Below are 25,129 nucleotides of genomic sequence, written 5' to 3'. Positions count from 1 at the left end.
GCTTTTAATTAATACCCCAAGCGCAATTTTGCAAACCGTGTTTTATCTGAACTCTATAAGCAACTCGCAGGCAAAACAAATTTATGTGAGGAATTATTCTTCCGGTTTGATATACCCTACAGGCTTACGAGGTTTGTTTACATGCTTGGTCTGAAGTTCTGCTAATGTTTCATTGATAAGATCGAGTTGCATCCGTGTATCTTCATGCATATCGTTATAGTCGGCAAAGACTTCCTCAATATATGCTTTTAGTTCTTTTACTTCATCCTGTAATTGCTTGCTTTCATTAATGGGAGGATTAGTTAATAGTTGGCGTACAGCGACAAAGGCCCGCATGATATTGATGTTTATTTCTATTGCGGCATTACTGTTAAGTACAGAAGAAAGCATTGCTACTCCTTGTTCCGTAAATGCAAACGGCATATATCGCGTTCCCCCTCTTGTATTTGAGGACGCAATTTGCGACCTCAAAGAGGTATATTCTTCTTTTGACAATTCGAACATGAAGTCAGATGGAAATCTTCTGATATTGCGCCTTACAGCCTCTTTTAAGCGCTTTGTTTCCGTTCCGTACATCTCCGCCAAATCAAAATCGAGCATCACTTTACAGCCTCGTATCTCGTATATCTTGCTTTGTATTATCGATAGTTCCATCATATCAATTATTCTTTTAGTAATAATGAACTGTCGCCATAACTTAAAAAGCGGTAGTCATTATCCAGTGCATGTTTGTAAATAGCCTTCCAGTTATCTCCACCCGTAAATGCCGATACCAGCAAAAGCAGCGTGCTTTTTGGCTGATGGAAATTCGTGATTATTCCATCGACAATTTTATAAATATATCCCGGTGCTATAATGATCTGTGTTTCGGCAATAAGCGATGTCAGGTTATTTTTATCCAGATATGTAAGAATATTGGTTAAGGATTCCTTTACAGAAAGCTCTTTTTCAGTAGAGGCTTTATAAGGTTGCCATTGTGTTACTTTCAACTCTCCGGACGAGTTATCTTTTTCCAGTAGTTCACCAATGTAATACAAGCTTTCGAGTGTACGTACAGAGGTTGTTCCCACAGCAATTACCTTTCCTTTATGATTTAGCAGCTGCTCTATTACATCCCTTTTCACCGAGATAAACTCGGAATGCATCACATGGTCTTTCACCTCCTCAGTTTTTACAGGGCGGAAGGTTCCTGCGCCCACGTGAAGTGTAACCTCTGCCGTCTTTACTCCGCTCTTACCTAATAATTCGAAGACTTCCGGCGTGAAATGCAATCCTGCTGTAGGAGCAGCTACCGAGCCGTCTATTTTCGAATAAATGGTCTGATATGTCTCTTTATCCTGTTCTTCCGTATCCCTGTTCAGATAGGGTGGAATAGGTAATTCCCCGGCTACTTCGAGCAATTCGGAGAATGTAACACCGGTATTGTCCCACTCAAATTCTATGATATGGGAGTCTCCGTTGGTCTGTATCCTGCGAGCTTTGAACATCACAGGTTCACCATTTACAACCAGTTCTTTTATAAGGTCCCCTTCTTTCCACTTTTTCAGATTACCCACCAGGCAAACCCATGAACATCGCTGTGTTTGCTGGAAATTTAATTGATAATCATTGGGGCTATGAGGCTCTAAACAGAAAATCTCAATTTGCGCGCCCGTTATTTTTTGAAAATGCAACCGCGCCTGAATTACTTTTGTATTATTGAAAATCATCAGGCTATTGTCCGGCAAATACTCCGCTAAATTACAGAAACGGGCATCCGTTATTTTTCCTTCCTTATATACAAGAAGTTTTGATTCGTCCCGTTTAACCAGAGGGTACTTTGCAATGCGGCTGTCGGGTAAGCCATAATCGTAATCGTTAATTCGTATATCCCAGAAAATTGATACTTCCACTTTCGTTTTTTTTATCCGACAAAAATAAGCAACTTTGTGTGAATAAAAAAGCCGGAAGAGAGCTTAAAAGAACGTTTTAAATAGCGAGAGCAGAAACAGAATTTATTTTGATTATGCCGGGTTATGTAAAACGACTAGTGAAATTGAATAATTAAGATTTATGAAAACAGGAGATAAGGTCCGCTTTCTAAACACAACAGGAGGCGGCGTAGTAAAAGGGTTTCAGGGAAAAGACATAGCCCTGGTAGAAGACGACGAGGGCTTCGACATTCCCGTGCTGATACGCGAATGCGTGGTCATAGAACCTGCCAACGATGCACAGGTAAGACAAACATCGAAACCAACGGCTGAAGTTCAGCAAAAAGCCGTAATAGGCAAGGTTGAAGAAAAATATGAGGATTATAAAACGGAGGAGACGAAAGAGGGAGAGCAATTATCGGTTTTCCTTGCTTACCTGCCTGTAGATATAAAAAACCTGAGTACAACGGCTTTTGAATGCTACCTTATAAATGACAGCAACTACTATCTGTCTTTCAATTATATGAGCAGGAGCGACAACGGATGGGTAAGCCGGAATGCAAACGTAATAGAGCCGAATACAAAGCTGTTCATCGAGGAATTCGACAAAATGGAGTTGAACGATATCGAGCATATCTGCCTCCAGTTCTTTGCCTATAAGAAGGAAAAGCCTTTCGCTCTAAAGAACGCATATTCCGTCGAAGTACATATAGATACCGTGAAGTTCTACAAACTCCATAGTTTCAGAGAAAACGACTATTTCGAAGACGAAGCGATTATATACCCGATAGCCCGCCACGACCTTGCGGAAAAAGAACTTGTCATTTCGGCCGCGGAAATAGAAACGGCCATGAAACAGAAAGAGGGCCGTCCGCGCATACAACCGATAGTGAAGAAAGAAAAAAACACGGTACTCGAAATAGATTTGCATGCCGATGAACTTTTAGATAATACAAACGGTTTATCATCAGGTGATATTCTGGAATATCAGTTGAAGAAGTTCAGGGAAGTAATGGATGAAAACAAACGGAACAAAGGTCAGAAAATAGTCTTTATCCATGGCAAAGGGGATGGCATTCTCAAAAATGCGGTACTAAAGGAATTAAACTCAAACTATAAATCGGTTTATTATCAGGATGCTTCTTTCCGGGAATACGGATACGGGGCTACAATGGTCACAATAAAATAGCATCAACTACACACAAACTAAATAATTTATCAGAATGAAAAAGAGAATTTTAGCATTATTATTGGTTGTAACTACACTGGTTGGTTGCGACAGCGTTCAACAGGGATTAAGAAGTACTTATAACCTGATAAACTGTGAATACAGTTATAAGTCGATTACGGGGTTAACCATATCCGGAATGAATCTTTCCAATGGCTTATCCGTAACATCTATTCCTAAGATAACCTCCATTCTATCGGGAACTGCGACCTCTATTCCGCTCAATTTTACATTGAACGTAAATGTGAAGAACCCGAATGAATCGGCTGCGTTGCTACATGGCCTGCAATATATCGTCAGTGTGGATGATATCGAGTTTACTACCGGTTCTATTAACCAGACCCTGAATATTGCCTCGGGACAGACCCAGACATTGCCGCTTACTATCGGTGTAGATCTGGCGAAATTGATGAAGAATAACTCGAAAGACGCTGTAACAGAGATTGCCAAAAACTTTCTGGGTATCGGTTCTAAGAAATCGAATGTATCACTACAGCTCAAACCGACATTTATGATCGGCAATACTCCTGTGGCATCACCGATGTATATACCTGTAAACTTCAGCTTCGGAGGAAATTAATCTGTTGGCTACAATCGGTCAGCAATATATGTAATTATAAAAAATTATAGTCATGGAATATAACATCATACATAACGAAGAAAAAAGCCGCTTCGAAACAGAAGTGGAAGGCCTCTTGTCTCTTGTAGATTACAGGAAGAGGGATAATGTTTTTCTGGTGACGCATACCGAAGTTCCCCCTCAACTGGAAGGGCGGGGTATTGCAGGCGCTCTGACCAGGACATTACTCGATTATATCCGGGACAACGGCTATAAGGTACGTCCAATCTGCCCTTATACAAAAGCATATATACAACGTCATCCTGAGTATGAGGATATCGTGGCGGGAAATGAGTGATAAGTATTCCGGATTACAAATAAAGAGGGCAGATATTTTGATATATCCGCCCTCTTTATTAAATGCTTCTTCGTTAGCCGCTTCCTATTTATACGACGACTTATCCCAATTAAATATCTTAGGTTCCTCTGTCAGATATGGCTCTATCTTCTTATAATCTTCTTCCGACAGATACTTTTTAATTTCATATACCAGTGTCAAAGAATTATCGGCAGGAGACAAGGTTATCTTCATCGGATTCATATCCAGCGCCGCATAAGCATTCTTAAAATCCTGTGTATCCCGGTCTGCATCGGCTTTTATAAACCAGTTTTTATCTCTTTTCGGAAACAGGTCTCCCTGATTGATCGGTAGCCATTTCGTTGTATAGAACTGTATCTGGCTATCGCAAAGGCTATCCTTTCCGCATACGGTTTTTACAACACATACGATCTTGGAATCGTTTATCAACGGTAGCAGCTTTATCTGTGTTGTACCCACTTCCGAGGTCTGTAATGAAATAAAATCGGACGACATAGCCAGTCTCTTTACTTCTCCGTATGTTTCCCTGTCAATTTTTATTTCTGTTGTATCGCCCGGATTAGAAATAAGCAAATCTTTCTGGGCAGCCTCCAGGCCGAAGATAATATTCTCAGGCATGGTAAGGAATATACTGCCTATTTCCTGTGCCGGAAGAGAGATTACGCTCGTTATAATAAAGGCTATTGTGAATACTATTTTTTTCATTCTGCTTATTTATTTACATTAGATGTATATTGCGAACTGTTTACTGTTCACTGCTAACTGACTTATTTCGTCCCCAAATATAGGAAAAACATCGCTACAATTATTAAAACGAGGTCTATAGCTTTCCCTTTTAAGTTTTTTTCATGGAAGAACAGTACTCCTCCGGCAAATGACACCAGTACACTACTGCGCCTTACCATGGATACGATCGAGATCATGGCATCGGAGTCTGTCAATGCATAGAAATAGACAAAGTCGGCAATGGTAAGGAATACAGACACAAGGATTATACTCCATTTCCACTTGAACGGAGTCGTTTTCTCCCGTTTAGGATACCACAGCGTAAGAAGAACTATCAGCATCAGCAGGCACTGGTATGTATTGAACCAGTACTGAACTGCCGTAGAACTGAACTGCTGCATCAGGAACTTATCGTAGAGGCCGCTCACAGCCCCTGCTACAGAAGCCAGAACCATGAAGAATATCCATTTATTCTTATGGAAGCTGATCCCTTCCTTTTTACCCGAAAGAGAAAGCAGGAAGAAGGAGATAATAGTTATAATTACCCCTATCCACTGGAATAAGTTCAAACGCTCACCGAATATAAACAGCGCGCCAAGCAGTGTCATTACGGGGCGAGTGGCATTTATCGGACCTGTGATGGTCAGAGGCAGATGTTTTATGGCAAAATATCCGAATATCCATGAGGTGAGGACAATGACCGATTTTATAAAGATATACCCGTGGGTTTCAAGAGAGACGGATGGTACATATCCTATCGTACCGCTTAACGTATCGGGCGAAACTTTGGATATAAGGACAAGGGGCAAGAGCAGCAGGGAGCAAAACAGCGTATTGAGAAACAATACAGGTATGACAGCATTTCCGTCAACCGACTTCTTTTTACATATATCATAGCATCCGAGAAAGAATGCCGAAACAAAAGCAAGCGCTAACCACATAATTCGAAAGGCGCGTTTCTATTAAACAAGGACTATAAGATTAAGGCACAAAAGTAATGAAAATTATATATTAAATACCCTTGGTTTATGATAAGTTGTATTCTATTATATGTAAAGAATTTGATCGATTCTTATACATATCAAATTAACATGTATAGATTTTAGCGGTTTTCTATATATGTCATTGTTTACATGTATAGTTTTGTTTAATTATTTACTGATTCTACCTGTTCGGTTTGTCGATATGGTAACTCTCCACTAACACTCATTAGCAAATCTATCAATGGCATGTTTAGATAATAATTATATTTTCCTAATCTGACTTTAGTCAGTAATTTAGCTTTTACTAATTTGTTTAAATAACCCGTTGCTGTGATTCGGGTAACATTTAAATCTCTAACAACAAATTCAATTTTGGTATATGGGTGGTTAAACAAATTATTCAAAAGTTCATGATTATATGCTTTCCCTAACAATGGCCTCATATCTTGTTTATATTGTATCATCAGCAATGAGATACCTTTCACTAACTCTATAGTTTGTGTAGCCGTTTGCTCAATACCCTTCAGAACATATAGTATCCATTCTTCCCACAGATTATTGTCTCTTACTCTTTGTAACAAAGTATAATATTCTGCTTTATTACGGATAAAATAACGACTTAAATAGAGTATTGGCAAATCTAACATACCTTTTATTACCAAATACAAGATATTGATAATACGACCCGTGCGACCATTCCCATCATAAAATGGGTGAATACTCTCAAACTGATGGTGAATAACTGCCATTTTGATAAGAGGATCTACATCAGATAATGTGTCATCGTTAATATATGCCTCCAGATTCTTCATATATTCCTCAATTTGATTCCTGTCTTGTGGTGGAGTATATATTATTTCGTTAAATTGGTTTTTAAGTGTAGTCCCGGGAGCAGAACGGAAACCTGCCTTATTTTCCTCTAATAGTTCCTGAATATGTTTTATATGAGAATTAGTTAATAATCTGCTTTCCCTTACTAAAATAAATCCTGACTTCAAGGCATGAGCATAATTTAAAACCTCTTTGGTTGCGGCTGATACCATATATGCTTTCCTTTCTATATCCAACTCTCCTCTAAAGAGCTCATCGTTAGTTGTAACAATATTTTCTACTGCCGAACTGTCTTTTGCCTCTTGCAAAGAAAGTGTATTGATAAGAATATTCTCATTTGGAATTGTCAATGCAACACCCTTTAATTCAGCAAGTTTTCTGTTAGCTGCATTTAATTGCTTGAGAACGGCTTTTGTCTCAAGTTCGATAGCTAGCGGTAGTATTGGAATAATGTAGCCCATTTTCTATTATTAATTAGCTTTAAAGGGTTGTTAATACAATTACCTTTTGAGACTTTTATTGTTTGTGAAGTTACAGATATTTTTTATCTGTTTCAGCTTATTTTGAATTTTCTTTCTTCAGCACATTACTCAACCATGCATAACCAATAATTCCCGATGCCAGAGACGCCAATAATATCATCAATTTCGACTCATTGATATAATGCACATTTCCTTTGAATGCCAGTAAAGTAATAAATATAGACATAGTGAATCCTATACCTCCCAGCATACCTGCTCCGAGCAATGCTTTCCAGTTCACACCTCTGGGAAGTGCGCATAAGCCTGTTTTCACCGAGATAAAGCTGAATAACGTTATACCTAAAGGTTTACCGACAATCAGGCCTAGGAGAATACCCATTGCGAACGGCTCTCCAACCGACTGGTCCCAGTTACCCTCTATTACCATAGCTGTATTTGCTAAAGCAAATACCGGTAATACGAAGAATGCGACCGGATAATGCAAAGCATGCTGCATCCTGTTGGACAGGCATTTCGCATCCCCTCTCCTGAACGGGATTGTTATGGCGAGCAATACCCCAGCAATAGTCGCATGCACACCCGAATGAAGCATACAGTACCACATAATGGCACCGCCTATAAGATAAGGGATAAGATTGGTTACTTTGAATTTCTTATTCAGGGTGAGCAATAATACAAACATACCCAATGCGATAATCAGGTACACCCATGCCAGTGACGTAGTGTAAAATATGGCGATAACAATGATAGCCCCCAAATCGTCGATAACCGCCAGAGCGGTAAGAAATACTTTCAGCGAAACAGGTACGCGGTTGCCAAGCAAAGACAGTACGCCAAGAGCAAAAGCAATATCCGTTGCCATAGGTATCCCAAATCCGGCGTGTGTATCGGTTCCGAAGTTGAAGGACATATATATTGCTGCGGGGATCAACATCCCTCCCAATGCTCCCGAAATAGGCAGCATGGCCCTTTTTATATTCGACAACTCACCTTCATAAATTTCCTGAATAAGTTCCAATCCTACCAAAAGGAAGAAAACAGCCATTAATCCGTCGTTTATCCATTCTGCGACAGTATGGCTACCTGCATGAAAATCCCATATACCACGATAACCTCCCCCAATACTGGAGTTGGCGAGCAGTATCGATATTAATGTGCATACGATGAGAGTAAGTCCTCCCGACTTCTCACTTTCCATAAATCTACGCAGTGTTCTGCCACTTAAAAGGTTAGATATCCTCATCGTTGTTAAATATATCGTTATTATATTCTATTTCTTCCAGAAAGAGGGCATGTCCCGGAACAGAAGTCCCGGCTTTACACCTGTCTTTAGCTTCAATAATGCGCCGGAAATCATCTGTGGTTATCTTTCCCCGTCCGGCTTCAAGCAGTGTTCCCACGATGGAACGTACCATATTACGCAAAAAACGGTTCGCCTTGATGGTGAATATATAATCGTTCCCGGCCTGTTCCCACCGGGCAAGCATAATCGTGCAGTTATTCGTTTTCACATCGGTATGCAACTTGCTGAAGCTGGTAAAATCCTCGTAATCGAATAATACCTTTGCGCAGGCATTCATTATTTCTATATCCGGATTTCCGTATATCTTATATTTCAGATGATGCAGAAAGGGATCTTTATCGGTTGTAATATAATATCTGTACAGCCTCGATTCAGCATCGAAACGGGCATGGGCATCCGGCTTTACTTCTATTATTTTTTGTATGGCAATATCTTTTGGTAACAGGCTGTTCAGCTTATTTGCCAGCAATAACAGATCCGTAATTTCCTGTTCGCTGTCGAAATGCGCTGTCATCATACGGGCATGTACACCCGCATCGGTACGCCCGGCACCCACAATAGATACCGGCATACGCAGCAAGGTGGACAACGCTTTTTCTATTGTTTCCTGTACCGATACGCCATTAGGCTGTATCTGCCATCCACAATACTTTTCCCCGTTGTATGATAAATATATGAAGTAACGTTTCATTATTCATTAATTAGCGAATTAGCAGATTCGAAAATTAGCAAATTGTAAGGATTTTGATTTTAAACATTTGCTAATATGCTAATTGGCAAATTTTCTAATTGATTTTATCTTACCGTTATATGAAAACAAGACTGTTTTCTTTCGTGCTTCACATAACATCTGTCACGTTGCCGCAGGTCGTGGAGGACTTGCCCCAGTACAGCTTTTAGCCTGCCATCGTCGAGAGTACGCGGATCTGATGGATTTACCTTCTCGAAGCGTGTCCAGGCGATATCGAATGTCGTGGCATAGCGGTGTGTCGAGTTGTCGCTCGTATTCCTGTTACGTCTTGAGAGCCCTTTTACATCATCATCCGTCCGTGTAATACTGGTAACAATCGGCTTATATAAGACCATTTTTTTGCTGATAAGCGAATCCCTGAAATTAAGGCAGATATCCGACAGCAGGGTAGCCGCTTTCGGTACAAGGAAAGGCATCGAGTGTTTCAGCTTATCCACCTTGTATATATCCAGTTCGTTCGGTATGCGTACCAATTGTCCTTCATACAAGGCTGTATCCGCTCTGGAAACCAGGGGGCCTACCCCGTTTGCGATGGCGGCTTCAATCTGGACATCCTGCAAATCGGCAAACGTTTTATTGTAATTCCCGTTAAAGCGACTATATTTCCTTACTTCGGCCGCTGGCTTCTCCTCGTCGCTTTGCCCTTTCGAACTACAACTTATCATAGATAGAATACCGATTGAAAGTATCCACATATATCTCATAAATCTCCTTAATTTTGATTTTTCCGGCACAAAGGTACAAAATAACCGCCTTAGTTGTTATTTTTGTCTTTGCCTTTTATGGCAACCCGGTTAAAAATGAAAAGGATGTAAAAAACAAATGGAAAAAATAACCAGCCTGCAAAACCCAAGAATAAAGAATATCACAAAACTCGCCAAAAACAAAGAGCGCAAGGAACAAAATCTCTTCCTGATAGAAGGAGCAAGGGAACTGAGCCTAGCCATGACGGCTGATTATGAGATAAATTCGGTATATGTCTGCCCGGAATTATTCCGGAAGACAGATTATCCGGATGTTCTCGATTCTATCGGTGAAAACAAACTGTTTGAAGTATCGGAGGCAGTGTTCGAAAAAATTGCATACCGTGAAGGTTCGGACGGACTACTGACTCTTGCCGTACCGAAAAACCATACTTTAAAAGATCTGCAACTATCTGAAAACCCATTTATCATCATACTTGAAGCGGTAGAAAAACCCGGTAACCTGGGGGCAATACTCCGCACGGCCGACGCGGCGCAGGCTGATGCCGTCATCATCTGCGACCCGGCCACCGACCTGTACAATCCCAATGCTATACGTTCCAGTGTAGGCTGCCTTTTCACCGTGAAAACGGCTGTATGTTCATCACGGGATGCGTTGGATTTCCTCCGGCATAAGAAGATAAAATCGTTTGCCGCCGAATTGCAGGCTTCGCAATGGTATCAGGATACGGATTTTTCTATTCCATCAGCGATAGTAATGGGTACGGAAGCGGACGGACTGACTGATTTCTGGCTCACCAACGCGGACGCAAGGATAAAAATACCGATGCGGGGAAAAATAGATTCGCTGAATGTCTCCGTTTCCACTGCCGTTCTCACCTTTGAGGCCATGAGGCAACGTGGGTTTTAAAGTTGAAGAGGCGCATGATTATAGAAAAAGGGACAATAAACGACATAGATGAACTGGAAGACCTATACAATGATCTGAATGATTATCTGGAATCGAACATTAATTATCCCGGTTGGATCAAACATATTTACCCTATACGGCAAACAGCACTTGAAGGTATTGAAGACGAGAGCCTGTTTGTTTTAAAAACCGCCGGCAGGATAGCCGGCAGCATTATTCTGAACCATAAGCAGGAAACCGCCTATAAAGAAGCGGACTGGAATGTATCTGCGGATTACAAAGATGTATTTGTAGTACACACTCTTGTAGTGCATCCGCATTTTATGCAAAAAGGTGTGGCGTTTAAGCTTATGACTTTTGCAAAGGAATATGCAATTCGGCTGAAAATGAGATCAATCCGGTTGGATGTCTCTGTTAACAATACAGCAGCCATATCATTATATGAAAAACTGGGCTATACATATATAGCCACGGTCGATTTACAACTGGGATATGAACATCTGAAATGGTTCAGATTATATGAATTGTTATTGGAAAGTGTTTAAAGTTTCTCTTTTAAAAACTTCCCAGTATACGACTTCTCACATTTGGCAATCTTCTCAGGAGTACCTTCACAGACCACATAGCCGCCTTCTTTTCCCCCTTCGGGGCCTATATCGATAATATGATCGGCACATTTGATAACATCCATGTTATGCTCGATGATAACAATGGTATGTCCCCTTTTTATCAGAGAATCGAACGCTTTCAACAGGGTTTTTATATCGTGGAAATGCAATCCCGTAGTAGGTTCATCGAATATAAAGAGAGTAGGCTCAGGCTTCTCGTCCACAAGGTGGAACGCCAGTTTTACACGTTGGTTTTCTCCTCCTGATAAAGATGATGACGACTGTCCCAATTTTACGTATCCCAGACCTACATCCTGCAATGGTTTCAAGCGTTTTACTATTTTCTTTTCCGTGTTGCCTTTTCCTTCTTCAAAGAACTCGATAGCCTGATCTATTGTCATTTCCAACACATCGTGGATACTTGCACCTCTGTATTGTACATCCAAAACATCCTGCTTGAAACGTCTTCCTTTGCATACCTCACATTCGAGCAGTACATCGGCCATAAACTGCATCTCTACCAGTATCTTACCTTCTCCTGCACATTCTTCACATCTTCCGCCTTCTACATTGAAGGAGAAGAAAGCCGGAGTAAAATGCAATTGTTTTGCCAGAGGTTGCTCTGCAAATAACTTGCGAATCTCATCATAAGCCTTTATATAGGTCACAGGATTGGAACGAGACGAACGCCCAATGGCATTCTGATCTACCATTTCTATATCCTTTATCAGCTTCAGGTCACCTTCCAGTCCATTGTATTGCACTATCTGGTCTCCCTTTCCTTTATAATGGCGCTCCAAGGCAGTATAGAAAACATCACATACCAATGATGATTTACCGGAACCGCTGACACCTGTTACCACGGTCATCACATTTAGCGGGAACTTCACGTCGATATTTTTCAGATTATTTTGCCGTGCGCCTTTTATCTCTATGAAGTTATTCCATTTGCGCCTTACTTTGGGAACATCTATCTTTTCTTCTCCATTCAGATAGCGGACAGTATAACTTTCGGTATGCTTCTGCAGGCCGGCCACATCTCCCTGATATACGATCTCACCGCCTAATCGTCCGGCTTTAGGACCTATGTCGATAATATAGTCAGCGGCACGTATTATCTCTTCGTCATGCTCTACCACAACCACAGTATTACCAATAGCTTTCAATTCCTGCAAGACATTGATCAATAAATCGGTATCACGAGAGTGTAATCCGATACTCGGTTCATCCAATATATAGAGCGACCCCACAAGACTGCTTCCCAGCGATGTAGCCAGGTTTATACGCTGGCTCTCTCCTCCAGAGAGGGAATTCGACAAACGATTTAAAGTAAGATATCCCAACCCGACATTCATAAGATACAGGATACGGATATTTATATCGGTTAACAGACGCTTAGCGATAGCTGCATCTGTTTCATTCAAATCAAGGGAATCGAAAAATACTTTCAGTTCGGATATAGGCATCAATACGAGGTCGGCAATGGTTTTACCGCCTACTTTTACGTACAATGCCTGAGGTTTAAGCCGCGAACCTTTGCAAGCCGGACAAGTCGTTTTTCCCCGGTAACGGGCAAGCATTACACGGTATTGTATCTTATACTGGTTTTCTTCCACCATTTTGAAGAAATCGTCTATGCCGTGCAAGCCTCTCGCACCATGCCAGAGCAAATCACGTTCGCTATCCGATAATTCGAAATAAGGACGGTGAACAGGGAAATTATGCTTAGAGGCGGCATGGATAAACTCCATCTTCCATTCGCTCATTTTCTCTCCTTTCCAGCAGACTACGGCGTCTTCATATACCGACAGGCTTTTATTGGGAACCACAAGGTCTTCATCTATCCCCATCACACGGCCAAAGCCTTCACAAACGGGACAGGCTCCTACCGGGCTGTTGAAACTGAACATCAGGTCGGACGGTTCTTCAAACTGAATGCCATCGGCCTCGAAATGTCTCGAAAAGTCGAAACTCTCAACTTTATCCCCTATATAGAAACGGATCACACAATCACCCTCTCCTTCGAAGAAAGCGGTTTCTATGGATTCTGAGAAACGGCTGATATTGGCCGCGTCTTTATCGCAGGTAAGGCGGTCGATAAGCAGAAGCAATTCGTCCGCTTTATATTTGGTCTTGGATGCCAGAACATCCTCAATCCGTTCGAATTTACCGGCTATCTCTACTCTTGAGAAGCCTTCCTTCTGTAAAATTTCGAGTTGTTCATTCAAAGACCTACCGTCGCGGAGAATTATTTTAGTCAGAATGGCTAGACGCGTTTCCTCCGGATATGATTGCATCTTTTCTACAATATCGCTCACCTGATGCTTCTTCACCTCCTGCCCCGATACGGGAGAAATAGTCTTCCCTATACGGGCAAAAAGCAACCGCAAATATTCATATATCTCTGTCGAGGTACCTACTGTGGAACGCGGGTTACGAGCGCTTACCCGTTGCTCGATAGCAATAGCCGGCGGAATGCCTTTGATATAATCGCTTTCCGGCTTATTCATACGGCCTAGGAACTGACGGGCATACGACGATAAACTTTCCACATAGCGGCGTTGGCCTTCTGCATAGAGCGTATCAAATGCAAGCGAAGACTTACCCGAACCGGATAGTCCTGTAATTACCACAAATTTATTTCGGGGAATCTCTACATCAATGTTTTTCAGATTGTTTACCCGTGCACCTTTTATAAATATATTTTTCTCTTCTGACATAATCTCTTCAAAAAATGGATACAAAATTACGAAAAAATAAGCGCATTATCTTAGTTGGCTAATTTAAAGGAATCTAAAATATCCGAAATTCTCAGAAATAAATATAATTTCTTTATAAACTATCTATGCACAGACAGCTATCATCTCTTTGAAAATTTATGTTTCTATTCAAAGAGAGTAATAAAATACAAGATATTAACTAAAGACTGTTTACTACAAATCAGAATGGATATCCTATCCCAAAGTGCCATGCCATATTATTCAGCCTTGGCTTGAAAAGAATAAAACGATCCGACTGGTCCCTCCCCGGGTCATAGGCTTTCATCCCCGCATCGAAACGAAGAAGCAGGAAACTTAAATCCATTCGTAAACCGATCCCATAAGACAGGCCTATTTCTTTATAGAACGATTTGAATTTGAATTGTCCTCCCGGCTGCTCCTCATAGTCGATTAATGTCCATATATTTCCGGCATCGATGAATTGGGCAAATTCGAAAAGATCGGTTATCTTCATCCTGTTTTCGATACTAAGTTCGAGCTTCATATCTCCGGCCTGGTTTACAAAGTCACTGTTTCCCTGGCGTTTATATGATCCGGGACCCAGAGAACGGGTACTCCAACCCCTTACACTGTTGGCTCCTCCCGAGAAAAAACGCCGTTCGAAAGGCAGAATCCCGGAATTACCGTAAGGCTGCGCAAGTCCCAGTCCCAAGTGATAAGCTACAGAATGTTTCTTAGAGAAATAGAAGGTATGGGCATAATCGACGCTTCCTTTCACATATTCCGCATATGCCACGCCTAATATCATCTTTTCTCCGAATTCATTCTCTTTTGCCCCGCCTATTGTTGTTGCCAGACGTGGTAAAGCTCCCGCGACTTCTATCGACATCCGCAATGAATAGGTGGGATACAGCCCCGTAAATCGGCGTCCGTTGACCAACGTAACCGTATAGGCGGTACGTGCCACCAGCTTGTCGCTATAACTCTCTCTCAACAAGACATTATTAGTAGAGTCAAGGTAATTCTTCTGGAAATAATCTGACACCCATGGCATACGGATATAGTTTACATCGAGTAAGTCCAGACCGTGACGCAGTCTGTTTTTATATGTATTCCAACTATAATTTACGCCTAAGTTAAAAAACTGACGGGTATATTCCTGCCTATGCTGATTATTCAATCCCACAGTAAAGCGTGTACTGGAAGATGGTAATTCCCTCCAGCTTTTCTTCAACCAGGGGAAAAGAAACTGAGGAAAGGTAAGCCCTGTCTCTATTCCGTACTCATAGAAGTTGCTGTTCATCACATCCCCGCTTTTGTCTCCGGCGATGAACTCATAAGCACCTTTTAGTTTGATACTCAATTGTTCCGATCCGTTAAATAAGTTCTGATGTTGGTATGAAATACTTGGAGCAATACCTATATCTCCGGCGGTATTGGTCCCATCAAGCCCGGCCTTAAACCAGTGAGCATTGGCGGGAAGCAGTATGATTGTGGCGTCCAGCAGGTGTGTACTGTCTTCGCGCGAAGGCTGGGTAGTAATATTTACCTGCTTAATAGCCTCCATATTCGTGTAGGCCTCGTATGTACGGGTTATATTGTAATCGGAATAATATGCCCCTTTCTTCAGATAATTATTACGCAACACGGCAGAATTTCGCAGGAACTTATTTCTGCCACGTATTATCTTAGTCCCATAATAATCCGTTGTATCTGCATTCCTGTAAAACCATCGGTTAGTATTTATCTGCCCTCCGGAACCTGATACATTATCAACAGAATTGACCCCTGAAATAATCGTAATATTATTCAGTTTATATCGGGGATAAGGCAAACTATCCTTATTCGGATAAATATCGAGATACAAATCCACTTCATGCGAATTAAGTGTAGTATCGGCCCGGAAATATACATACTCTTTGGAGAAAGTAGAATAGCCTACATTACGCATAATGGTATTTATCCGCAAGCGTTCTTCTTCCAACATGCCCATGTCGAACATATCACCTTTTTTGAGTAATGGCTCGATAGGTATCTTTCCCATAATACGGGCCATAGTCGTATCGCCTATCTGGTGCGTATAGTTACGTACACGATATGGAATACCGCCTTTCAGATTATAGGTAACAGACATTTTCTTCCCTTTCACTTTCAGGGTAGTATCGGCTTCAGCATTCAGATAGCCCTGGTTATTCAGTTGCTTCTTCAACTGATTTTGCGACATGATTGTCTGCGATGCACTATACAAGACCGGCGCTTGTCCCAGCTTTTGTATAGTACGGTTTATCCACTTACTTGTATCCTGTCCGGCCATATTATATATACCCAGACGGACTTTTCCAAGCAGAGGAAGACTCGTGTTAGGCTGCTGACGAACGAAATCTTCCAAATCGGCCGTAGCATTTTTAGTATCATGCTTGATCTGATAACTATCCAACAGATAGCGCCCTTCCGGTATGTTCTTGGTAGTATTACATGCCGTCAGGATAAAGACAAAAGATATAAGTGCAAGTTTTCTCATCAAGAATATTAACGTTTTACAAATATACAATGTTTTTGTTAACTCTTGATAAAACGAATTTCTTGGGCTATTATTTAAGAAAAACCTACCCTATTTTGTATTTTCCTGAGAAAAAGTCAGAATATAACCGTTACAGTCCTCAATTGCGAAATCGGTAGATCCATAGAATGTCTCATGCATTTCTTTTGCAATAGTGACTTTTTCATTGAGTTTTTCGTACAGCCCATGAATATCGGATACATGAATGTAGAAGGTTAATCCCCCACCCTGCGGAAATTTTGCAAGCTGTGGATATTCTTCTTTCAGGCTGTTTTCTTCCTGAAACATAAACATAACATTTCCGGACTGTACGATTGCAAAGACCAAATCGTTTCCCGATTCGGGAACAGCACCAACAAGTTTGAAACCGAGGATTGTTGTATAAAAATCAACTGTCTGACGAACATTCCTGACCATCAGGTTCGGAGTAGAATCATTTAGTACCATATCTCTATATTTAAGTTTATATATTTGAAAATCACTTCCAAAAGTAGAGAATACAGACCATAGTATTTGTGTAAAAAAACGACAATCTTAAAGTTCCGAAGGTAAAGAACCCGAAAGCCGTTTAAACTCTTTTATCAGATGGGCATGGTCATAATAACCGCAGTCGACCGCCAGATCAAAAAGGCTTTGATTCGCCCCCGATTTTAAAAGATGATGAGTATTCTTGAATTTGATAATACGGCTGAATGCTTTTGGAGAGATTCCTATACCGGCCAGAAACCTGCGTTCAAATTGCCGTTTACTCAGACAGGCCTGTTCTGCAATAAGCGGTATCGGTATATTTCCCTTGCCTTGTTTTATCAGCGATACGGCATAATCAACCCTTTCATCCAACAGAGACAGTTTAGGAAGCCGGCTTAATAAATAGTTATCCACAAAAGAGATAATATCTGTTGTACTCCTTTCCCAGGGAATATCTTCACTGAAAGATTTATCAAATACCGATTCCGTAGAAAAAAGTTCGACCCGCGAATCAGTAAATTCGTTTACAGGCACACGGATAAAAGCCGTTATTCCTCCCGGTTTGAAACGAATCCCAATAAACCTGACCTCTCCCAGATATTCTACTTCCAGAAAAGTAGTCATAGTACCCACAATGTGGGGAAGAGACTGCCGGTGAAATGAAAATATAATATCTACGCAACCATCAGGCAATACACGCCGACAAACCTCCTTCTCTGCAAAATCTATTGAAGACCAGTAGGTTTCGATATACTGACTTAGAAACGGATGTGGTTGATATTCAATGTACATTTCTTTGCTTTATATGACTAATTTTGGAAGAGATAAAGATAAATGGAAATGTTCAACAACGAACTAAAAAGTTAAGAATACTCATATTTGAATCATAAATCTGGAAAAAGCAATACCTTTGTGGCTGATTATGAAAGAATACCGACTGACCGACTGGCAACCGACCACAAAAAAAGAAGTGGAACTCAGAGGATGGGATGAACTGGATGTTATCCTTTTCTCGGGAGACGTATATATAGACCACCCGTCTTTTGGTGCGGCTGTCATAGGACGCATGCTTGAAGCCGAAGGGCTGAAGGTAGCCATTGTTCCGCAACCGAACTGGCGGGACGATCTGCGCGACTTCAAAAAATTGGGTAAACCCCGCCTTTTCTTCGGGGTAACAGCCGGAGCAATGGACTCGATGATAAACCACTATACGGCCAACAAGCGACTGCGTTCCGACGATGCTTATACGCCTGATGGAAAGGCGGGAATGCGCCCCGACAGAGCCTCCATTGTCTATTGCAATATACTAAAAGAGCTTTTCCCCGATGTACCTGTATTATTAGGGGGGATAGAGGCCTCGTTGCGCAGGGTAACGCACTACGATTACTGGGATGATAAATTATATAAATCTATACTTGTCGACTCAAAAGCGGATCTGCTGGTATATGGCATGGGTGAGAATCCATTGAAAAAGATAGTTTCGGAGCTCAAAAACGGCAAATCTCTCGATGAATTGAGTGATATACCACAAACAGCACATCTATGCGCCAAAAACGCTTTAAAACAGCGTCCGGATGGAAAGGATATTTATCTGGCTTCTCATGAAGAGTGCCTTGCCGATAAACTTAAACAAGCGGGTAATTTCCGCATTGTAGAAGAGCAATCGAATATGATGAATGCTTCTCGCATTATACAGATATACGATGAAAAGGCGGTAATAATCAATCCGCCCTACCCTCCCATGTCTGAGAAAGAGATAGATGCCTCGTTCGATCTGCCATATACCCGCCTGCCCCATCCGAAATACAAAGGAAAAACCATCCCGGCTTTTGAAATGATAAAATTCTCGGTAAATATGCACCGGGGGTGTTTCGGCGGATGCGCCTTTTGTACCATTTCGGCTCATCAGGGAAAATTCATTGCCTCCCGTTCGAAAAAATCGATATTGAACGAAGTAAAACAAATCACGGAAATGCCGGATTTCAAGGGATATTTAAGTGATCTGGGAGGCCCTTCGGCAAACATGTATAAAATGAAAGGCAGGGATGAAAACATTTGCGCTAAATGCAAACGGCCCTCGTGTATTCATCCGAAGATATGCAAAAACCTCGATGTAGACCACTCACACCTTTTGGATATTTACAAAGCAGTGGATGCACTTCCCAAAATCAAGAAGTCATTTATCGGCAGTGGGGTGCGTTATGATATGTTGTTGCACCGGAATGACGATGACCGGTTAAACAAAATATCCGAGAAGTATACAAAGGAACTGATATTAAACCATGTATCCGGCAGACTGAAAGTGGCTCCGGAACATACATCGGACAAGGTACTTAATTGTATGCGTAAACCGAGTTTCTCGCAGTTCCATACATTTAAAAGAATATTCGATAAGATCAATTCCGAAAACGGATTAAAACAGCAGCTTATCCCTTATTTTATATCATCCCATCCGGCTTGTACAGAGATAGATATGGCAGAATTAGCCTCCGAGACAAAGCCTTTGGGCTTTAAACTGGAACAGGTTCAGGACTTTACACCTTCACCAATGACAGTAGCCACCGAAATTTATTATACCGGCTATCATCCCTATACGCTTGAAAAAGTATATACAGCACGAACCAAAGAGCAGAAACTGGCTCAGCGTCAATACTTTTTCTGGTACGATAAAAATTATAGACCTCAGATTATCAAGTCTTTGAAGAAATTAAAAAGAGAGGATCTGTTGAAAAAACTATCAATTTATTAATAGTTTATCCAACAATTACCTGAATATCAAATATTTAATTCAAATATAATTATATGATTACACTTGAAGTTTGTGCCAATTCAACACAATCCGCTATAAATGGACAAAAAGGAGGAGCAATCAGAGTCGAACTATGTGATAATCTGAGCGAAGGAGGGACTACCCCTTCCCTATCACAGATAGAAAAAACAAGACAATATATTGATATTCAATTAAATGTACTCATACGTCCGCGTGAGGGAGACTTTCTATATAGCGATTTAGAATTTGAAATAATGAAACAGGATATACACCACTGTGGAAAAGCAGGATGCGACGGTGTTGTATTCGGAATATTAAACACAGATGGCAGTATCGATAAAGAACGCAATCAGGATTTAGTAAAAATTGCGCATAAATATCGTATGACTATTACTTTTCATCGGGCTTTTGACAGATGCAACGATTTGTTCAGTTCGTTAGAAGATATCATAGAACTAGGGTGTGACCGCATACTTACATCAGGCGGGATGGAATCCGCACCGGAAGGAAAAGAAATATTAAAGAAATTAATCAGTCAGGCCAACGATAGAATAATAATTATGCCCGGTGGAGGAATTACGGAGAACAATATTTCCGAGCTGGTTAGAGCTACCGATTTGAAAGAATTTCACGGCTCGTTCCGAAGCAGGTGCAGGTATAATGGAGGAATGCAATACAAATCACCTTTTTTTACAAACGAAGAAGAATACAGCATGCTTCTGACTGATCCCGAAAAAGTTAAACAGGCAATAGAAAATGCCAATAATATTTAAATCGCCATCATATCTAAAGCAGCACATTCATAAGCATAAAGTAATTATCGCAGAAAATACAATAAAATACTAACTTTGCATCCTAATTAATTTTATCCAAAGAAAAAAAGATGAACTTCAAATATGACGTAATTGTTGTCGGGGCAGGTCATGCCGGTTGCGAAGCTGCGGCCGCAGCGGCCAACATGGGATCCAAAACCCTGCTGATAACAATGGACATGAACAAAATCGCCCAGATGAGTTGCAACCCCGCAGTAGGTGGCATTGCAAAAGGACAAATCGTACGGGAGATAGATGCCCTCGGCGGACAGATGGGAATTGTCACGGATACTACTGCCATCCAATTCCGCATGCTGAACAAATCGAAAGGCCCTGCCATGTGGAGTCCACGGGCACAAAGCGACCGCGCGCAATTCATACTTAAATGGAGAGGGATCATCGAGAACACCGATAACCTTTTTGTATGGCAGGACACTGTAACATCCCTGATTATAGAAAACAAAACGGCAACAGGTGTAAAGACCGCGATGGGTGTAAACTTCTCGGCAAAATCGGTAGTTCTCACAAACGGCACATTCCTGAACGGACTAATGCATATAGGCAAAACACAGCTCGGAGGAGGACGTGTTTCAGAACCGGCATCGTTCGGAATTACCGAACAATTGAGGGAATTTGGATTTACTACCGACAGGATGAAAACAGGTACTCCCGCCAGAATAGACGGAAGAAGTGTAGATTTCAGTTTAATGGAAGAACAAAAAGGAGATGATGATTTCCACAAGTTCTCATATCTCGACTTCGCACCCCGCACATTGAAACAACTTAGTTGCTGGATTACTTACACCAACGAAGAAGTACACTCCACTTTACGCGATAGATTGGATGATTCTCCCCTTTACAACGGACAGATAAAAAGTATAGGGCCACGCTATTGCCCGAGTATAGAAACTAAAGTTGTAACATTCGCGGAGAAAACTTCGCATCAATTATTTCTGGAACCGGAAGGAGAAAGCACACAAGAATATTACTTAAATGGATTCTCGTCCTCTCTCCCACTCCATACTCAAATTGAAGCACTACAAAGAATCCCGGCATTCAGAAATATACACATCTACAGACCCGGTTATGCAATCGAATATGACTTCTTCGATCCTACACAACTAAAACATACGTTGGAAACGAAGCTAATCGACAACCTATTTTTCGCAGGACAGATAAATGGCACTACCGGATATGAAGAAGCAGGCGGCCAGGGATTGATCGCGGGAATAAACGCTCATATAAAAACACAAGGGGGAGACGAATTCATCCTGAAAAGAGACGAAGCATACATCGGCGTATTAATCGACGATCTGGTAACCAAAGGCGTTGACGAACCATACCGTATGTTTACCTCCCGTGCGGAATATAGAATACTACTTCGTCAAGACGATGCAGATGCACGCCTTACCGAAAAGGGTTACAATATGGGCTTAGCAAAGAGAGAGAGAATTGATCTCCTGAACCAGAAGAAAGAGGAGATGAACAGGATCATCGATTTCACCGCCAATTATTCCTTAAAGCCGGAATATATAAACGAAGGATTGGAAAAACTTGGCACCAGCCCATTAAAGCACGGGTTGAAATTGAAAGATATAATTACACGTCCGCAGGTATCAATAGATAGCATAGCCGAGCTGGTCCCTGCATTCAAAGCGGAGCTGGATAAGATCCCAAACAGAAAAGAAGAGATCAAAGAGGCCTGCGAAATAATCATCAAGTATGACGGCTACATCAAGAGAGAGCAATTAATCGCAGATAAGATCTCCCGCCTCGAAAACATCCAGATAAAAGGAAAATTTAATTATGAGGCCATACTCTCTCTTTCCACCGAAGCTCGTCAAAAACTAGCAAAAATAGATCCTGAAACAATTGCTCAGGCAAGTCGAATTCCGGGAGTTTCACCGAATGATATCTCAATATTATTGGTAATTTTGGGGAGATAAAACAAGATGTTCCACGTGGAACACACGAGAAATTATAAAACAAGAAAAGAATGTTCCACGTGGAACATATAAATATTTAACAATAAAAATGAAGCAATTCACAAAAGAGCAGAAGCTGACTTTCTTAAGGAATACAGTAAGAAACATCCCTGATTTTCCAATTCCCGGAATCCAGTTTAAAGATGTGACACCATTATTTAATACTAAAGAATCTCTATCTATATTAACAGATGTTCTTCTGGAAGAATATAAAGGGAAAGGTATCACTAAAGTAGTAGGTATAGAATCAAGAGGATTTATTATGGGTCCGATAATGGCTCTCGAACTTGGAGCAGGATTTGTACCGATCAGAAAACCGGGCAAACTTCCGGCAGAAGTATTCGAAGAAGAATATGAGAAAGAATATGGCGTGGATAAAATTCAAATCCATAAAGATTCGTTATATGAAGATGACGTTGTCCTCATACACGATGATCTGCTTGCAACAGGAGGAACCATGTTTGCCGCCTATAATCTGGTAAAAAGAATGGGTGTGAAAAATATTTATGTGAATTTTATAATAGAGCTGGAAGAGTTAAAAGGACGGACACTATTCCCAAAAGATGTAGACATTAAGGCTTTGATACAGTTTTCTATATAAAAAATGAATGAATACCTCAAAAATATAATACAAAACATTCCGGACAAACCCGGCTGTTATCAATATTTTGATGACAAGGGGATTATTATATATGTAGGTAAGGCTAAAAATCTAAAAAAAAGGGTTTCACAATACTTTACAAAAAATCACGATAGTCCAAAGACAAGAATACTTGTCAGCAAAATACGGGACATAAAATATATCATTGTAGACACAGAAGAAGACACTCTCCTACTCGAGAACAATCTGATAAAGGAATTTCAACCGCGCTATAATGTAATGCTCAAGGATGACAAATCTTATCCGTCAATTGTTATCCGTAACGAATATTATCCGAGAGTAGAACTCACCAGGAAAATCTCGAAAGACGGCTCACAATACTTTGGGCCTTATACAAATGTATTAAGCGTAAAAACTCTTTTAGAATTTGTCCATAAATTATATCCTATCCGCACATGCTCACTAAATCTAACCCCTGAGAAAATCGCAGAGGGAAAATATAAGGTTTGCCTGGAATATCATATAAAAAGATGCCTCGGCCCATGCGTAGGATTACAGACGTCTGAAAATTATATAAAAAATGTAGAGTCGATAAAAGAGATACTGAAAGGAAATACAAATCTCGTAAGTGATGAGATATATGCAAAAATGCTCGAGCTTGCCGAGAATCAGGAATTTGAAGAAGCGAATAAATTGAAAGAAAAATATTTGCTTGTAGAAAACTTCAAAAATAAATCGACCGTCGTAAGCAATATAAATTATAATATAGATGTGTATAGCTACGATGAAGATGAAAGCTCAGCATATATCAATTATCTGAACGTACACAACGGAGCAATAATACAAGCCTATACATTTGAATATCGCAAACGGCTGGAAGAAGAGAAAGAAGAGCTTCTTGGCTTGGGCATTATAGAAGTAAGAGAACGATTCGGATCGAAGGCCAAAGAAATTGTTGTTCCCTTTTATCCCGACCTCACACTCGAAGGTGTAGAATTCATGATTCCACAGCGTGGAGATAAGAAAAAATTATTGCTTCTTTCGACACAAAACGTAAGACAGTACAAAATAGACAAATTAAAAAAAGCAGAAAGTCTTAACCCTGAACAACGTAGTGTAAGAATTCTGAAAGAAATACAAAAAGACCTAAACCTCAAAGAGTTACCTACCCATATCGAGTGTTTTGACAACTCAAATATACAGGGAACGAATCCGGTCTCAGCTTGCGTTGTCTTCAAAATGGGAAAACCGTCGAAAAGAGACTACCGACACTTCAATGTAAAAACAGTTGAAGGCCCTGATGATTTTTCAACCATGCGTGAGGTCGTTTATCGTCGCTATCGCCGATTGCTGGAAGAGGAAGCTCCCCTACCCCAACTCATTGTTATAGACGGAGGTAAGGGACAGTTAAGTGCTGCCTGTGAATCACTTAAAGCACTGGATATCTATGGAAAGGTCGCGATAGTAGGTATCGCCAAACGGCTGGAAGAAATTTACTATCCCGAAGATTCAATTCCTCTCTATCTTGATAAAAATTCAGAATCGCTCAAAGTACTTCAACACCTTAGAGATGAAGCACATAGATTCGGTATTACCTTCCACCGGAATCAACGGAGTAAAAGTCAGGTGAAATCCGAACTAGACAATATAAAAGGCATCGGAGATGAAACTAAAAGACTGCTTCTTAGGGAGTTCAGGAGTGTAAAAAGAATAAAGCTGGCAGAAGACAGAGAACTTGAGAAAATTATAGGAAAGTTCAAGACTGCTTTGATAAGAAAGTATTTCGAAGAAAAAAACAATTAAATATTTTTTATCTTTGCCAGTAGGCCACTTAGCACT

General features: G+C 40.8%; 22 protein-coding genes. 10 read left to right on the top strand and 12 right to left on the bottom strand.

Going from position 1 to position 25,129, the window contains the following annotated elements; all coding sequences use genetic code 11:
- Window positions 1–93: 93 nt before the first annotated feature.
- Complete coding sequence (locus tag HMPREF9455_RS15800) at window positions 94–657, bottom strand: ORF6N domain-containing protein (protein ID WP_006800735.1); 564 nt, start codon at window positions 655–657, stop codon at window positions 94–96.
- A 5-nt stretch (window positions 658–662) separates the two neighbouring features.
- The gene (locus tag HMPREF9455_RS15795; RefSeq protein WP_006800734.1) at window positions 663–1,892 is read right to left on the bottom strand and encodes an S-adenosylmethionine:tRNA ribosyltransferase-isomerase; all 1,230 of its coding nucleotides are present in this window, start codon (window positions 1,890–1,892) and stop codon (window positions 663–665) included.
- Window positions 1,893–2,052: 160 nt separating this feature from the next.
- On the opposite strand from HMPREF9455_RS15795, the gene HMPREF9455_RS15790 reads away from it, so the two are divergent.
- Genes HMPREF9455_RS15790 through HMPREF9455_RS15780 form a run of 3 tightly spaced genes read left to right on the top strand, consistent with a single transcriptional unit; the run spans window position 2,053 to window position 4,055 of the window.
- On the top strand, window positions 2,053–3,099 hold the full coding sequence (locus HMPREF9455_RS15790) for a DUF2027 domain-containing protein (protein WP_006800733.1): 1,047 nt from the start codon (window positions 2,053–2,055) through the stop codon (window positions 3,097–3,099).
- A gap of 34 nt (window positions 3,100–3,133) precedes the next feature.
- Window positions 3,134–3,718: an LEA type 2 family protein gene (locus tag HMPREF9455_RS15785; RefSeq protein ID WP_006800732.1), complete on the top strand. Its 585-nt coding sequence runs from the start codon at window positions 3,134–3,136 to the stop codon at window positions 3,716–3,718.
- Window positions 3,719–3,770: 52 nt separating this feature from the next.
- Window positions 3,771–4,055, top strand: a complete 285-nt coding sequence (locus HMPREF9455_RS15780; protein ID WP_006800731.1) for a GNAT family N-acetyltransferase — start codon at window positions 3,771–3,773, stop codon at window positions 4,053–4,055.
- 84 nt (window positions 4,056–4,139) lie between these two features.
- On the opposite strand, the gene HMPREF9455_RS15775 is transcribed toward HMPREF9455_RS15780, so the two are convergent.
- The 6 genes from HMPREF9455_RS15775 to HMPREF9455_RS15750 all read right to left on the bottom strand — a co-directional run bounded on the left by HMPREF9455_RS15775 (window position 4,140) and on the right by HMPREF9455_RS15750 (window position 9,856).
- Entirely contained in the window at window positions 4,140–4,781 is a 642-nt protein-coding gene (locus HMPREF9455_RS15775; protein WP_006800730.1) for a DUF3256 family protein, read from the bottom strand.
- A gap of 62 nt (window positions 4,782–4,843) precedes the next feature.
- The gene (locus HMPREF9455_RS15770; RefSeq protein ID WP_006800729.1) at window positions 4,844–5,743 is read right to left on the bottom strand and encodes a DMT family transporter; all 900 of its coding nucleotides are present in this window, start codon (window positions 5,741–5,743) and stop codon (window positions 4,844–4,846) included.
- Window positions 5,744–5,949: 206 nt separating this feature from the next.
- Window positions 5,950–7,077, bottom strand: coding sequence for a Fic family protein (locus tag HMPREF9455_RS15765; protein ID WP_006800728.1), 1,128 nt, complete (start codon window positions 7,075–7,077; stop codon window positions 5,950–5,952).
- Window positions 7,078–7,174: 97 nt separating this feature from the next.
- Window positions 7,175–8,341, bottom strand: coding sequence for a Na+/H+ antiporter NhaA (gene nhaA, locus HMPREF9455_RS15760; protein ID WP_006800727.1), 1,167 nt, complete (start codon window positions 8,339–8,341; stop codon window positions 7,175–7,177).
- A complete protein-coding gene (gene truA / locus HMPREF9455_RS15755) occupies window positions 8,328–9,092 on the bottom strand; it encodes a tRNA pseudouridine(38-40) synthase TruA (protein ID WP_006800726.1) in 765 nt (254 codons plus the stop codon). The genes nhaA and truA overlap by 14 nt, the downstream gene beginning before the upstream one ends.
- A gap of 104 nt (window positions 9,093–9,196) precedes the next feature.
- Entirely contained in the window at window positions 9,197–9,856 is a 660-nt protein-coding gene (locus tag HMPREF9455_RS15750) for a DUF5715 family protein (protein WP_006800725.1), read from the bottom strand.
- A gap of 118 nt (window positions 9,857–9,974) precedes the next feature.
- On the opposite strand from HMPREF9455_RS15750, the gene HMPREF9455_RS15745 reads away from it, so the two are divergent.
- Window positions 9,975–10,766 carry a TrmH family RNA methyltransferase gene (locus HMPREF9455_RS15745; protein WP_006800724.1) on the top strand — a complete coding sequence of 264 codons (792 nt, stop codon included), beginning with the start codon at window positions 9,975–9,977 and terminating at the stop codon, window positions 10,764–10,766.
- Between the two features lie 14 nt (window positions 10,767–10,780).
- Window positions 10,781–11,311 (top strand): GNAT family N-acetyltransferase, encoded by a 531-nt coding sequence (locus HMPREF9455_RS15740; protein WP_006800723.1) that lies wholly within the window; start codon window positions 10,781–10,783, stop codon window positions 11,309–11,311.
- On the opposite strand, the gene uvrA is transcribed toward HMPREF9455_RS15740, so the two are convergent.
- From uvrA to HMPREF9455_RS15720, 4 genes are all read right to left on the bottom strand, one after another.
- Window positions 11,308–14,094, bottom strand: coding sequence for an excinuclease ABC subunit UvrA (gene uvrA / locus HMPREF9455_RS15735; RefSeq protein WP_006800722.1), 2,787 nt, complete (start codon window positions 14,092–14,094; stop codon window positions 11,308–11,310). The two genes, HMPREF9455_RS15740 and uvrA, sit on opposite strands and share 4 nt — an antisense overlap.
- A 220-nt stretch (window positions 14,095–14,314) precedes the next feature.
- Window positions 14,315–16,615 (bottom strand): translocation and assembly module lipoprotein TamL, encoded by a 2,301-nt coding sequence (tamL, locus tag HMPREF9455_RS15730; RefSeq protein WP_006800721.1) that lies wholly within the window; start codon window positions 16,613–16,615, stop codon window positions 14,315–14,317.
- 90 nt (window positions 16,616–16,705) lie between these two features.
- Complete coding sequence (locus HMPREF9455_RS15725; RefSeq protein WP_006800720.1) at window positions 16,706–17,101, bottom strand: VOC family protein; 396 nt, start codon at window positions 17,099–17,101, stop codon at window positions 16,706–16,708.
- A gap of 87 nt (window positions 17,102–17,188) precedes the next feature.
- Complete coding sequence (locus tag HMPREF9455_RS15720; protein WP_006800719.1) at window positions 17,189–17,914, bottom strand: AraC family transcriptional regulator; 726 nt, start codon at window positions 17,912–17,914, stop codon at window positions 17,189–17,191.
- A gap of 130 nt (window positions 17,915–18,044) precedes the next feature.
- On the opposite strand from HMPREF9455_RS15720, the gene HMPREF9455_RS15715 reads away from it, so the two are divergent.
- The 5 genes from HMPREF9455_RS15715 (at window position 18,045) to uvrC (ending at window position 25,093) form a co-directional block, all read left to right on the top strand.
- Complete coding sequence (locus HMPREF9455_RS15715; RefSeq protein ID WP_006800718.1) at window positions 18,045–19,871, top strand: YgiQ family radical SAM protein; 1,827 nt, start codon at window positions 18,045–18,047, stop codon at window positions 19,869–19,871.
- A gap of 53 nt (window positions 19,872–19,924) precedes the next feature.
- Window positions 19,925–20,665 (top strand): copper homeostasis protein CutC, encoded by a 741-nt coding sequence (locus HMPREF9455_RS15710; RefSeq protein ID WP_006800717.1) that lies wholly within the window; start codon window positions 19,925–19,927, stop codon window positions 20,663–20,665.
- Between the two features lie 110 nt (window positions 20,666–20,775).
- Window positions 20,776–22,650 carry a tRNA uridine-5-carboxymethylaminomethyl(34) synthesis enzyme MnmG gene (gene mnmG / locus HMPREF9455_RS15705; protein WP_006800716.1) on the top strand — a complete coding sequence of 625 codons (1,875 nt, stop codon included), beginning with the start codon at window positions 20,776–20,778 and terminating at the stop codon, window positions 22,648–22,650.
- 88 nt (window positions 22,651–22,738) lie between these two features.
- Entirely contained in the window at window positions 22,739–23,290 is a 552-nt protein-coding gene (locus HMPREF9455_RS15700) for an adenine phosphoribosyltransferase (protein ID WP_006800715.1), read from the top strand.
- Between the two features lie 3 nt (window positions 23,291–23,293).
- A complete protein-coding gene (gene uvrC / locus HMPREF9455_RS15695) occupies window positions 23,294–25,093 on the top strand; it encodes an excinuclease ABC subunit UvrC (RefSeq protein WP_006800714.1) in 1,800 nt (599 codons plus the stop codon).
- The last annotated feature ends 36 nt before the right edge of the window (window positions 25,094–25,129 follow it).

This window comes from Dysgonomonas gadei ATCC BAA-286 (assembly GCF_000213555.1).
GTDB lineage: Bacteria > Bacteroidota > Bacteroidia > Bacteroidales > Dysgonomonadaceae > Dysgonomonas > Dysgonomonas gadei.
Note: the sequence above shows the minus strand (reverse complement) of the source record. Positions and strands in the feature narration are given on the sequence as shown.